At 59.7% G+C, this 12,860-nt stretch carries 11 protein-coding genes and 1 pseudogene; 11 read left to right on the plus strand and 1 reads right to left on the minus strand.

What is annotated here, in order from left to right:
- Positions 1–34: 34 nt before the first annotated feature.
- Positions 35–1,297, minus strand: coding sequence for a TetR/AcrR family transcriptional regulator (locus ACFQ6H_RS06660; protein WP_378644846.1), 1,263 nt, complete (start codon positions 1,295–1,297; stop codon positions 35–37).
- Positions 1,298–1,835: 538 nt separating this feature from the next.
- Here ACFQ6H_RS06660 and ACFQ6H_RS06665 point away from each other — a divergent pair.
- The 11 genes and pseudogenes from ACFQ6H_RS06665 to ACFQ6H_RS06715 all read left to right on the plus strand — a co-directional run.
- The gene (locus ACFQ6H_RS06665; RefSeq protein WP_230814857.1) at positions 1,836–2,645 is read left to right on the plus strand and encodes an ABC transporter permease; all 810 of its coding nucleotides are present in this window, start codon (positions 1,836–1,838) and stop codon (positions 2,643–2,645) included.
- A complete protein-coding gene (locus ACFQ6H_RS06670) occupies positions 2,645–3,502 on the plus strand; it encodes an ABC transporter permease (RefSeq protein WP_378644849.1) in 858 nt (285 codons plus the stop codon). The genes ACFQ6H_RS06665 and ACFQ6H_RS06670 overlap by 1 nt, the downstream gene beginning before the upstream one ends.
- 3 nt (positions 3,503–3,505) lie before the next feature.
- Positions 3,506–4,729 (plus strand): MCE family protein, encoded by a 1,224-nt coding sequence (locus ACFQ6H_RS06675; protein WP_378644852.1) that lies wholly within the window; start codon positions 3,506–3,508, stop codon positions 4,727–4,729.
- On the plus strand, positions 4,726–5,757 hold the full coding sequence (locus ACFQ6H_RS06680) for an MCE family protein (RefSeq protein ID WP_378644855.1): 1,032 nt from the start codon (positions 4,726–4,728) through the stop codon (positions 5,755–5,757). Before ACFQ6H_RS06675 ends, ACFQ6H_RS06680 begins: the two co-directional genes overlap by 4 nt.
- Complete coding sequence (locus tag ACFQ6H_RS06685) at positions 5,757–6,812, plus strand: MCE family protein (RefSeq protein WP_378645132.1); 1,056 nt, start codon at positions 5,757–5,759, stop codon at positions 6,810–6,812. Before ACFQ6H_RS06680 ends, ACFQ6H_RS06685 begins: the two co-directional genes overlap by 1 nt.
- On the plus strand, positions 6,809–7,906 hold the full coding sequence (locus tag ACFQ6H_RS06690; protein WP_378644858.1) for an MCE family protein: 1,098 nt from the start codon (positions 6,809–6,811) through the stop codon (positions 7,904–7,906). Before ACFQ6H_RS06685 ends, ACFQ6H_RS06690 begins: the two co-directional genes overlap by 4 nt.
- A complete protein-coding gene (locus ACFQ6H_RS06695; RefSeq protein ID WP_378546625.1) occupies positions 7,903–8,967 on the plus strand; it encodes an MCE family protein in 1,065 nt (354 codons plus the stop codon). Before ACFQ6H_RS06690 ends, ACFQ6H_RS06695 begins: the two co-directional genes overlap by 4 nt.
- On the plus strand, positions 8,964–10,184 hold the full coding sequence (locus tag ACFQ6H_RS06700) for an MlaD family protein (RefSeq protein ID WP_378546622.1): 1,221 nt from the start codon (positions 8,964–8,966) through the stop codon (positions 10,182–10,184). Before ACFQ6H_RS06695 ends, ACFQ6H_RS06700 begins: the two co-directional genes overlap by 4 nt.
- Positions 10,171–10,728, plus strand: coding sequence for a mce associated protein mas1a (locus tag ACFQ6H_RS06705; protein WP_378535162.1), 558 nt, complete (start codon positions 10,171–10,173; stop codon positions 10,726–10,728). The genes ACFQ6H_RS06700 and ACFQ6H_RS06705 overlap by 14 nt, the downstream gene beginning before the upstream one ends.
- Positions 10,729–10,752: 24 nt before the next feature.
- Entirely contained in the window at positions 10,753–11,658 is a 906-nt protein-coding gene (locus tag ACFQ6H_RS06710) for an oxygenase MpaB family protein (RefSeq protein WP_378644860.1), read from the plus strand.
- 489 nt (positions 11,659–12,147) lie between these two features.
- Positions 12,148–12,474, plus strand: a pseudogene (locus ACFQ6H_RS06715) (transglycosylase family protein); the annotation flags it as partial.
- Between the last annotated feature and the right edge of the window lie 386 nt (positions 12,475–12,860).

Raw genomic sequence — 12,860 nt, forward strand, 5'->3', positions numbered from 1 at the left:
AGCGGGTCAGAGTACGCACACCCTCCGACACGTTTCAGGAGGGCGAAGTGTGACAGCCGAACAGAACTGCCGACATGAACATCTGCAGTCTGGTCGCATTTTCTGCGGCCCCGTCGAACTTCACCATGCGTCCGACATCCGGAACCAGGTTGAGCGCAGCATGAACAACGAACTTCGCCTCTACCGCCGAAAGCTCCGGACGGATTTCGCGGAGAACTCGCGCCCATTCGACCACGTAAAGCTTCTGGCGATTCTTCAGATCGCTTCGATGACTCGGCAGAAGGTTGTTCATCTCGGAAAAGTAGACCGACATCAATTCGTGCTGTGCAAACGACAACTCCACGTACATCGCCGCCAGTGCCCGGAGCACTTCTTCGTGCGACGTCGCGGAATCGAAGACCGCTGCCGTCGCCAAGTCCAAGCGATCTGCAGCTCGATAGAACACGGCGCCGAGAAGCTCGGCCTTGCTGGGAAAGTAGCGGTACATACCGGAAGCATTCAAGCCGGCGGCCGCGGCGATCTCTTCGATGCTGACGTCGTGATATCCGCGAGAGTCGAAGAGCCGCACCGCTTCCTGCAAGAGACGTTCACGTTTGTTCGTGGTCACGGTCCTAGGCAGCGAGGACTGCTCCAAGCGGCTTGCGGTGGTTGCACCCTCACCTTGATCTATCGCCAGGCACGCGTCGAGCAGAACCTGTTCCATCGCCCGCTGAGGCAGCAACAGATTATGGACGGTGATGCTGCCGATCACGCTGAACATCGCTACCACGACAAGGGTCTCGTCCCGCGCCGTCATCGCCGGATCGGAGAGCGAAAGATTCCGGGCCACTCGACTATTGACCGCGTCGGCCTGTGCTCGAACGGATTTCCGATCGGAAGCATCGAGAAACCGGCTCTCCCAACGATAGATTCCGGCCGTGCGCCGATTGCGAATTGTCGTTCGTATCACTGCAATCAGATCTTCGCGTAATCGGTCCGCATCGGTCGCTGCTGGGGCAACCGAGACGTCGTCGAGCGCACTACCGAGCGCTTCGGTCAACTCCAGTGCCGCGTGACGGAACATCGCGTACTTGTTCGGAAAGTGCCGATACAGCGCCGAACCCGAAATACCCACCGCCGACGCGATGTCATCGACACTGACAGCAGGATATCCGCGCTCACTGAACGCGATTGCCGCGGCTGCCGCGATCTGCGCCTTGCGATCCTTCGGGCGCCTCTTGACGGAGTCGGACCTCACCTGCCGAACAATCCCATTCGACGTCGGCGCGTCGACGAACTGATCGCCCAGGCTCACCATGTACCCCATTTTCCAGCCCACACGCTCGACGCACCTCGATCCGCCTGTCCACCAAACGAGAATCAGCATAAGCATGATCCCGAGAATTCATACACATTTTTCATCACTTCGCCCGCCTGCAGCACCATCGCGGCAGTTCAAGAGACTATTGATCGCAAGAAGAAACTGCCCCTCGACCTTGATCGTTATGCTCATCAACCAGAACGTGCGTTAACAAAACGTTGCCTGAGGGCGCCGATCGTGGGTAGGGTCACCGCTCGAAGCATCCGCTGCACAACCGCAACTCAACCAGGCTGACAGATTCGGAATATTCGTAAACATACACTGGGTATGGATCCGAACAGTTCCCATACTGCCACGTCACTTGCGAGAACTCAGTCTACACCGCTCGATTCGCAGGGAGAATCTCGGTTCACATAATGCTTGCTTGGACACATATATGTGTGAGATGCTTCACAGGCAGTTCGCTCGACCGTCCGCGCTCGAACAGTTCGAGCTCCGTGCCGAACACTGTTGATCTGCAAAGGAATTCAATTAGATGACGTACGAGCTACCAGCCGCGAAGGGCCCGGTACGAGACGTAGCGTTACAGGGGGGCTATCTGATCGGATTTTCGGTTCAGGCACTCTTCGGCCTGTTCACGGCAATCCTCCGCAGGCGACTCTCGTTGCACGAGACGATTACTCAGACCCTGTTCATCGGTCGCGTCAGCACCGGTCCGTCGTTGCTTCTCATGATTCCGATCGGTGTTTTCATCGCCGTGTCGGTCGGTGAACTGGCCGGCCGGATCGGTGCCGGCGGATACTCCGGAGCTGTCGTGGCTTTCATCATCGTCGGTCAGGCTGCGGCGCTGGTGTGCGCGTTGATGATGGCCGGTGTCGCAGGGTCGGCGATCTGCACGGATCTGGGTTCGCGAAAGATCCGGGAAGAGATCGACGCGATGGAAGTGATGGGCATCGACGTGATCGAGCGCCTGGTCGCACCGAGATTGGTTGCAGCAGTGATCGTCTCCCTTGCACTCTGTTCGATGGTCACCTTCGGCGGCGTGATCGCGTGCTACCTGTACCACATCTACGTCCAGCACCTTCCGGCCGGAACGTTCATGGCAACGTTCAGTCAGTACGGGCGATCTTCCGACTTCGTCATGGCTTTGGTGAAAGCCGCGATCTTCGGCCTCGCTTCGACTTTGGTCGCCACCTTCAAAGGTCTCCATGCAAAAGGCGGCCCCCGCGGCGTTGCCGACGCAGTCAACGAGGCCGTCGTCATTGCGTTCGCGCTCGTCTTCATCGTGAACACTGTGTTGTCCGCGCTGTATACCGTGATCGTCCCGGCAGTCGGTGAATTCTGATGTCGCTCGTCGATCTCCGGATCCGAGCGCGGCAGGCCGGCAGACCGTTGCGGACCGCCAGCGACGGCTTGGTGTCGCTCGGTCAGCATGTCACCTTCTACATCCGCACTATCGCCTCGATCCCCTTTGCTCTCACCAAATACCGCAAACACGTACTCGGCCAGATCAGCGAAGTCAGCTTCGGAACGAACTCGCTGTTGTCCGGCGGCGGCACTATCGGCATCGTGTTCGCGATGTCTCTTGCAGCCGCGATGATGCTGGGCGTGGAGACGCATCGCGGACTCGAACTTGTCGGGATGACCTCACTCTCCGGCATGCTTTCCGCAGTTGCCAACACACGCGAACTTGCCCCTGTTGTCGTCGCTATCGCGTTGGCCGCCAAGGTCGGGACGGGTTTCACCGCCCAGATCGGCGCAATGCGTATCTCCGACGAGATCGACGCACTGGACTCGATGGCAATCAGATCGATTCCCTTCCTCGCGGGTACGCGGGTCATCGCTGCCATGATCTGCGTCATCCCGATCTACATGATCGGACTGCTGGCCAGCTACCTCTCGACCCGACTGGTCGTCGTGTTCTTCAACGGTGCATCGGCAGGTACCTACGACTACTTCTTCCATCTGGCGATCTCGCCGCAGGACCTCCTGTACTCGGGCCTGAAGGCAGTGGTCTTCGCCGCCGTCGTCGCGCTCGTGCACTGCGCGTACGGCTATTACGCCTCGGGTGGACCGGCGGGTGTCGGTCAGGCTGCTGGCCGCGCACTACGGACCGCCATCCTTGCGATCGGAATCCTGGACGTGCTGATGACTTTCGGCCTGTGGGGCCTCGTCCCCCAGATCCCGGGAATGGGGATCTGAGCCGTGGACAGACTCACTACACGCACGAAGATCGTTTACGCCTTACGTGGCGCGATCGCCGTCGTGGTGGCCGTCGTAGCGGCAGTAACGATGGTGCTGCGTGGATCCGGAAACCTCGAGCAGAGCACCGACGTGTTCGTGGCTGTTCCAGCCACGGCGGGCCTGATCAGCGGCGAGGCACCGGTCCGGTACCACGGGGTCAACATCGGCCGAATCGGCGAAATCGAATCAGGTACCACAGAATCCGTGGTGCAACTACAGATACAGACTGAGGATGCATCGAAGATTCCCGCCGACGTGATGGCTCGCGTTGTTCCACGCACGTTTTTCGGTGACATCTACATGCAGCTCGTGGACAACCCGGCGCCGCACGGCCGAACAACTCTCGCGGACGGAGACGAGATCCGCATGGACGACGGACCCGAGGCCGTCGCCCTCTATGACGTGTACACCAAGTTGGTCGGAGTCCTCACAGCAATGCAACCCGAAAAACTTCAAACGGCTCTAACCGCTCTCGGTCAAGCCCTGGACGGAAACGGGGCCGAAATGGGCACCACGATAGACAATCTCAGTGCTGCTTCCGGAGTACTGGCTCCCGCTGCACACCAATTCCTGCGATCCACTCCGGAATTCCGATCTGTCATCGACGCATTGGACCGCGCAACCCCCGGCATTCTCGATACCTTGGCGGCCGCTACATCCGTCTCGAACAGCATGGTCGCCAACAGAGCAAATCTCGAGACCTCGATCGGCGCGGCCGCAGTCTTCACCGCTACCGTCGACGATTTTGTCGCAGAGAACAACAGCAATATCATCACCGTGATCGATTCCGCCGGAAAGATACTCGCAACCACTGCGGCAAATCCCGAAGGACTGCGTTCCACTCTTGCCAATGCCAGTACGTTCGGCTCCTCCGGTGCGCGAGTCTTCGCCACCGGGAAGTTCGACATCACAGCAGTTGCCACGTTCGCCGAACCGCTCCCGTACACAGGCGATGATTGCCCGCAGTACGGTGACTCGCGCGGGGCACAGTGTTCCGGCTCCAACCTGACGCCTGCACAACCCGTCACTGCCCCAGTCGTTGGTGGCGAAGCCGAAGCCGCCACACTGCGTTTCCTCGAAGATCGACTACTCGGCGGCTCGCCGGAGCAGTCGGACGCCCCCAACCCGGCAACAACATTGATGTTGGGGCCGATGGTCAGAGGTAACGAGGTGACCGTCCCGTGAAAGTTCGTCCTGGCCAGGTCATTCGGTTATCACTCTTCTGCATCACCGGCGTCGCCTGTGCGTCGTTCGTGGCGAACACGCTGTCGGTCCCGGTGCGCGGAAGCACTGATTCGTACTCGTTCGAGTTCACCGACGTCGAAGGACTCAACCCTGGTAATCCGGTAACGATGTCGGGTGTGCGTATCGGCCGCGTGGACTCGGTTGCGTTTGCCGACAACGGCGGCGGGACGAGCAAGGCGATCGTCGACGTCGACATCGAGTCGCAATATTCGCTCGAGTCGGACGTCCGTGCTGCCGTGCGCTACGGCGACATGCTCGGTGCTCGATATCTGGCACTGACCCAGGATGACAGCGAGGCAACGGTATCCGCACAACGGCTCGAACCTGGTAGCACGATACCGCTGGCGCAGACAACACCCCCGATCAACTTGACCGCACTGATGAACGGCTTCAAACCGTTGTTCGCCGCACTGCAACCCGAGCAGGTGAACACTCTGACACGAAGTTTTGTCGAAACCTTCAACGGCCAGGGCCAGGCAATGACCACCCTGCTCGACCAGATCGCGACCATGAGCTCCGGCCTGGTCGACCGTCAGGACGTCTTCGCGCAACTACTCACGAACATGAACACTCTTCTCACTGCCGTCGACGAGCGTCAACCCGAATTGGTAGGTCTGCTGGACGGTTTGAACAGCCTGAGCACCTCCGTCGTCGGGCAGAACGATCAACTGGTCTCGCTGTTGGATCAGGGAAACCGCACTGTCTCGTCGCTGGCTCAGATCATGGCCGGGTCGAACGGCACATTCGGTCAGACCGTGCAACAACTCGAAAGTGTCACCGGCAGTTGGATTGCGAGCACCGACGAGTTCAACAGACTTCTCGCCAACCTTCCCCAGTTCGCCGACGCCGCCAACCGTATCGGAAGTTACGGAAGTTTCATCAGCCTGTATCTGTGTAATTTCACTCTGAAGGCAGGCGACATGGAAGCCAACATCTTCGGTCCGACGCATTCGCCGGTGTGCTCATGATGTTTCTGGTCAAGCTGATCGACGTGTTCGTCGGCATCATGCTCTTCCTGTTCAAAGGGGATCGCCGACGCAGCGGTAGCGGCACTGCTCTCGCTCTGGGTAGTCTCGGAATCTTCGTTCTGGTGGTGGGACTCGCCGCAGCACTGGGTATTCCGAAACTCTGGTACAACGCCCGCACGTCGGCGTACACAGCCGAGTTCGCCAATGCCAGCGGGCTTTCCGATACCGATCCCGTCTACGTGGCCGGAGTTCCCGCGGGCCGCGTGGATTCGATCGACCTTGCCGGCGACCACGTGATCGTCAACTTCCGCCTGGACAAGGATCAGCCCTTGGGAAACCAGAGCACGGCGACGGTCAGGCTCAAGACAGTCTTGGGCAAGCGCTACCTCGAGATCGTGCCGGCCGGAGTGATCGAAGACTCCGATGGGCGGGTCATTCCACTTTCCCGCACCACAGTGCCGTACAGCCTCGATGACGTCAGCAGTGATGCCACCAACGCGGCCACCGGCGTCGACCTACAGGCGATGGAGTCCATGATGAACACCCTTTCGCAGGTGATTCCGACGGATTCCGATCAAGTCGGGCGGGCTCTGGCCGGAATCAGTGGAGCCTCGGCGGCTTTCGCGCAGAATGGTGAACAGATCGACCAGATCCTCACGATGTCCCGCGAGCTGTCCGACATGGCGGTGGCACAAACCGATTCGATTGTCGGCACCGCCGCAAACGCTCAGACGATCGTGCGTACTCTGGCCGTCCGCAAGGACGCGTTGACTCAGTTGGTCGACAACCTGACAATCATCATCTCGAAGCTCTCGACGACGTTCACAGACCGTCAGGACGAGTTCGGGGCAATGACCGACAACCTCGTCGCAGTCACCGCCACGCTGAAGTACAACGCCGATCAGATCGACCTGCTGTTGACTCGTCTTCCGTCCGCTCTGCGTTCGGTCACCGACTCCACCGGCACCGGCAATTGGACCGATGTCAACGCCCCGGCAGCCGTGATCCCGGACAATCTGCTCTGCGCGCTCGGCATCATGGAGGGCTGCAAGTGAATACACGAAAAGCCGTCACCGCCATGCTGGTCGTGACCCTGGCGATTGCTCTCCCCGGTTGGTACATCTTCGGACGAACCGATCAGTCCAAGACTGTGTACGCCGATTTCAGTTACGTCGGTGGGATTTACGAGGGAAGTAAGGTCACCGTCCTCGGGGTCGGCGTCGGGACGGTCACGTCGGTGGAACCTCGCGGAACTTCTGTTCGAGTAGCGATGTCGATGCCCAACTCCGTCGATCTGCCCGCCGACGCTTCGGCCTATGTTCTCAATCCGTCGGTGATCAGCGATCGCCACATCGAACTCGGTCCGGCGTACACCGGTGGAGAGACGCTCGAAGACGGCGACGAGATTCCGATCGAACGCGCCCACTCCCCCATAGATTTCGACGGTCTGATGGGAAGCGTCAGTACCTTGGCCGACGCATTTGCCGGGGACGGTGGCAATCTCGGCGATCTCGTGAGCCGCGGCGCCGCCGGGTGGCAGGGTCAGGGCGATCAATTCAACACCGCCATTCGCAACCTCAGCACGGCCACCGGAGTTGTCGGCGCTCGGTCGGAAGACATCGGTGCACTCGTCGACAATCTCAATACCTTGATGAATGCGTTGGACACTCGGCAGGTCAGCTTGGACGAACTTGTTGGTGACCTCGGCGAATTGGGCGATCAGTGGGCGAGCCAGAACATGGACATCTCCCAACCGCTGCAGGATCTGCAGGTCGTCTTCGATCAACTGAACAGCTTCATGACAACTCACGGCGACGATGTCGGTGCCATAGCCGACAACGTGAGAGTTCTCGGTGACACTCTGGCTGCCAAACAACCTGGCCTCGCCGAGTTCATGGACCTGGTGCCGTTGATGATGCAGAACCTCTCCCAAACTATCGGCCCTGATCAGCGCGGACGCATTCGGCTCAATGTCTCGACTGCATTGACTCAGTTCGCCGTCGCCAAGCCGCTGTGCGACGCGTACAAGTTGCCGATCTGCACCGGTGCCGGATTCACGAATCCGATTTCCTTCCCCCTCAGCACTTCTGATCCGCTCGGCATCGCCTCCGCGATTTCCGGCGGCGCCGTCCCCGGAGGTGGCAATTGACGAGGCAATCGGTTCGGATAGTCGCCGGCGTCGCGATCATCGGTATGGGTTGTGCGGCTGTGTTCGCCTTCGGCGGCTGCAGTGCAGGCATTCAGGACCTTCCGCTGGGTCGTTCGGCCGACGGTGACGCATACACCGTGTCGCTACAACTGGCCGGCGCTGACGGCCTGGTGTTGGGAGCAGACGTCCGCAGTGGCCAGAAAGTCATCGGTCGAGTATCCGCACTGTCAGCCGACGTCGTCGGAGCCGACGTGACACTGAGTCTGGACGCTGCGACGCAGTTGCCGGACAACGTCGAGGCCTCCGTCGAACTCCCGTCCGCACTGGGAAACCCGTTCATTCGACTGCTGCTGCCGGAGGTTCCGTCCGGTTCCACGCTGAGCGACGGCGATACAATTCCGGAGTCTCGCACCGAGATCGGTCCGCAGGTCGAAAGTGCACTTGCCACCCTCGGTACGGTCCTGACCGGCAGCGGCATCGATCAACTCGATACCGTCGTACGCGAACTGAACACCGCGTTTTCCGGGCGCTCAGGTGAAGTTCGTTCTCTGACCGACACCCTGACCTCGCTCATGGCAGAGGCAAGCAGTCACCGAAGCGAGTTCGACGAGGCCGTCGACCTCGCTGCCCGGGTCTCCTCGCAGTTGGCCGGGCAACAAGAAGTCGTCGACAACTACCTCGATTCCGTTCCACAGGTGGTGGCGATTCTCGTGGGGCAGAAGGATCAGATCGCGAGCCTCTTGAACTCGACCGTTCAGCTCGCCACCAACGCAAACACCATTCTCGACTCCTCACCCAACGGGCTCGACACGATGCTGCACGATGCGTCGACCATTGTGGGGACTCTGGATTCGTTCAACTCGGAGATCGGTCAGACACTCGCGAACATGAACGGGCTGCTCGAAAACTTCACCGGCGCAGTCCAAGGTGACTACCTCGTTTTTGACGGCGCCCTCGATATTCCGGGAACGATCGACAAACTCTGGACCGGTGGCATGGCCGGACAATCGATCGCGCCGGCGGGAACTCTCACCGATCTACTTCAGGGAGGTCCACGTTGAGTCGCCTTGCGCTTGTTCAACTTGGCCTGTTCGCTCTGATCGCCGCTGTCGTCATCCCTTTCGGAATCGTGTACGTGGTGGGCCCTCAAGGTTTCGGTGGTCAGATCAGATTGCACGCCAACATGTCCGACGCCTTCGGATTGACCAAGGGCACGGTCGTCACGTACCGCGGAGTGCAGGTCGGCAAAGTCGGTGATGTTGTCCTCGATTCGAGCACCCGATCCGCTCGCGTGGAACTCTCACTCAACGACAAAACCGAAATACCCACCGACAGCGTCGCCAAGGTGACGATGGGAACTGCCGCGGGAATCCAGAATGTCGACATCTACCCCAACACCGATCACGGCCCGTATCTTCGGGACGGCGACGAGATCGCCATGCCCGCAGATCAGCAGCCAGTTCAGATGAGCCAGTTGATGCTTCAGGCGTCCGGCGTCCTGGAAGGGATTGATCCGCAAGCTATCAGCGACATCGGGACCGAACTGGGGAATTCGTTCAACGGGCTCGGTCCGAGCTTGGCGACCATGATCGACAACGGCGGGACAATGTCGGCGCAGTTGAACGACCAGTCGGCCGAACTCGCCGCGCTGCTGTCGCGGACCTCCACGCTGATGGACTCCATGGCGACACAATCGGATTCGTTCGTCCGAGGAATGGCGGCAGCAAAGAACTTCACCGAACAACTCGAGTCCAACGCCCCCGTACTGATTTATCTCACCGACCATTCACCCGCCGCTCTCAATAGCGCCCAGCAGTTGTTCGACAAGTACCACAACACTTTCGGAGCGGTGCTGGCCAATCTCGTCACGGTCGCTCCGATCATCTCCGACCGCACGGATGCCCTGGAAACCGGACTCGTCACGATCCCCGACGGTCTCGCCAAGCTGGCATCCATCGTCAAAGGCGATCGAGCTGATTTCGCCTTGGTGGCCACGCAGGGGCCGGTGTGCAACTACGATACCCCCAGACGAGAGGTAGGCGATCTCTCCCCCACCAGTCCGAGTCTGGCGATGTACTGCCCACCCGCCGACGACCTGGTCCAACGCGGAGCACAGAATGCTCCGAGGCCGAACGACCTCGGATTGCAGAACTCGACTGTCCCCGGCACTCCGATCGGACCGCAGGTCGTCGCGGATCCGATTCTGATTCCGACCGGAGTCGACGCCTTGAACTATTGGAGATTGATGTTGGAAGGACTGGGAAATGGCACACGGTGAGAGCACACTCCTCGACGAAGCAGAAACCGAGGTGACCGAACATCCGACTCCCCCGTCGTTCTTTCGTCGGCTGAAAGAGCCTCGCAACGCACTGATCTCGCTGTTGGCGGTAGCACTGGTCGCAGCATTGGTGGTGCTCGGATTTCACCTGTATTCGGTGAATGAGGAGGACACGTTGCGACAGGAAGCGCTGGACACCGCGCGGGATTACTCGATCATCATGTCCTCCTTCGACTATCAGAACTTGGACGCCAACAAGGACACCATCGCGTCGATGTCGACCGACGAGTTTGCCGGCACCTACCGAACGATGGTGGATTCACTGCGCGAGGTTGTCGCTGGAGGCCAAGGTCAGGCGAGTGCGACGGCAACAGACGTCGGCATCACGTCACTGGAAGATTCGTCGGCAAAGGTGCTTGTCTTCGTCGACCAGCAGGCCAAGAACATTGCTGCACCAGAGGGCAATACACAGAAGTACCGGATGGTCGTGTCCCTGGTTCGTTCGGACGACCGCTGGCTCGTGAGCAACGTCGAGACCAAGTAATTCACCGCGCACGGAGGAGGATCGATGCCCACTCACTACCTGGATTCGGGAAAGTCCGAGTCGTCTCTTCGAACCGATCAGACACGCATCACCATCACGGCCGAGCGTAAGCGGTGGGCCCGCAAACCCGCACACATCACCGACGCACTCGATTTCTGGTCATTCGCAGGGGCCGCCGCCAACGTCGTCCTGCAACTCGGTTGGCCCGAGGTGGCGTACGGCGTCATGGAAAGCAAAGTCGAATCGGGTGCCCTGACCGCGCATCCATGGAAGCGCGCACGGACCACAACGCAGTACCTGACGGTCGCAATCCTGGGCAACGAGGAAGAGCGAAAGGCCTACCGCGAGGCCGTGAACTCGGTGCACCGGCACGTGAAGTCCGATGCGAACAGCCCGGTCAAGTACAACGCCTTCAATCGCGAACTCCAATTATGGGTTGCCGCTTGCCTGTTCATCGGCTTCGAAGACAGCCATCAGTTGTTGCACGGCAAGATGTCCGAAGAGCAGGCGGAATCGTTTTATCAGTCCGCGTCAACTTTGGGAACGACACTGCAGGTCACCGAAGAGATGTGGCCGGCCACCCGCGCAGACTTCGAGCGCTACTGGAATCTCGGTTGCGAACGCGTCGTCATAGACGAATGCACCAAGCAATATCTGATCGACCTGGTCAATCTACAGATGATCGCGTGGCCAATACGCCTGGTGTTCCGAAACTTGTTGCGGTTCCTGACGGTCGGATTCCTTCCGCCGATCTACCGCGACCAACTCGACCTCGAGTGGACCGAAGACGACCGCCGTCGATTCGAGCACCTCTTCATCTTCGTGTCGTTCGTCAACAGGTTCATCCCACGCTCCATCCGTCAGGCCGGAAACACCATTCAGATGCGCGACATCCGTCGCCGGATCAAGGCGAGCAAGAATCTCGTCTGATCGTAGAGCCGGCAACGCGATACTCGTATCAATTCTGCTGCCCCACAAGTAAATCGGGGCGGTCGGTCGACAACACATCAAGCCTCGATTTGAGCTCCAGCGCGACCATAACCGGGGTCGAAAAGTCGGCAAAACGAGCCAATCGGGCGACATATTCGCTGCATATCGACGCCTTTACGGCGCCTTATCGGTGACTTGCATCACACTTTATCTCGATTATGTAACACCGAGCGAGGTGGCATATCGCCGCGCGACCTGGGAAGACGCTCTTTGATGCATTTCTGTTGCACGAACCTGTGTCGACACGCCGACCCGTGACCAATCCGTAATCATCTCCTATGGTTGGTGACAGCCCGATCAACCGGGCATTACCGAATCGCCACCGCCAGTCCCACCCCGCGGTTCGGATTCGACAACTTTCCTAGTGGTGGGAGCGGAGCTGAGACGGTCACCGTCCTCCGCCGGCGTGACTCGAGAGGATTTACCCAAATGACCAAGACCACCGTTACCCGCGCCCTTGCTTCTGTCGCCGCAGCCGGAGCCCTCGCAGCCGGAGCCATTGGACTGAGCGCCGGCACCGCATCTGCAGCCACCCACGACTGGTCGGGTGTCGCTGAGTGCGAATCCTCGGGCAACTGGGCTGCGAACACCGGAAACGGCTACTACGGCGGGCTCCAGTTCAGCCAGAGCACGTGGGAAGCCTACGGCGGAGCGGGCACTGCAGCCAACGCCAGCCAGGCAGAACAGGTCCGCGTCGCGGAGAACGTCCTTGCAGGTCAGGGCGTCGGTGCGTGGCCGGTTTGCGGACAGTACCTCCGCTGACCCCAGCTCGTATAGTGCGTCGCTGCCCGGTGCTCGTCGAAATTTCGACAGCTACCGGGCAGTGTTGTACACCGATACCTACTTCCCACCTCCACTACTGTTGAAAGATGTTACGGCGGTGCGTGATCCGTCGGGATGACGCGGAGCGAGCGAGGTATATCGACTCGCCTTCCGATCTCCCATCATCCCGCGAAGAATCATCAACAACCTTTGGAGCATCCTTCTGAACCGGTTACGAGAACTGACCGGTGCTGCCGTAGACGCGTACGGGATGGGTTCCTTGCGCACGTAGTGCTCCATAAGCCCAGCGTAGCCGCCTTTCGATGCCCAAATCCAGGATTGAACCACTATCTCGCATCCCTCACAGCGTCCGAACAAAT

Source organism: Rhodococcus sp. NPDC056506 (assembly GCF_042794945.1).
Lineage (GTDB): Bacteria > Actinomycetota > Actinomycetes > Mycobacteriales > Mycobacteriaceae > Rhodococcus_F.

Coding starts and splice junctions, on each gene's coding strand:
- ACFQ6H_RS06660 (WP_378644846.1), bottom strand. CDS start 1,297: ATGGTGAGCCTGGGCGATCAGTTCGTCGACGCGCCGACGTCGAATGGG.
- ACFQ6H_RS06665 (WP_230814857.1), top strand. CDS start 1,836: ATGACGTACGAGCTACCAGCCGCGAAGGGCCCGGTACGAGACGTAGCG.
- ACFQ6H_RS06670 (WP_378644849.1), top strand. CDS start 2,645: ATGTCGCTCGTCGATCTCCGGATCCGAGCGCGGCAGGCCGGCAGACCG.
- ACFQ6H_RS06685 (WP_378645132.1), top strand. CDS start 5,757: ATGTTTCTGGTCAAGCTGATCGACGTGTTCGTCGGCATCATGCTCTTC.
- ACFQ6H_RS06705 (WP_378535162.1), top strand. CDS start 10,171: ATGGCACACGGTGAGAGCACACTCCTCGACGAAGCAGAAACCGAGGTG.
- ACFQ6H_RS06710 (WP_378644860.1), top strand. CDS start 10,753: ATGCCCACTCACTACCTGGATTCGGGAAAGTCCGAGTCGTCTCTTCGA.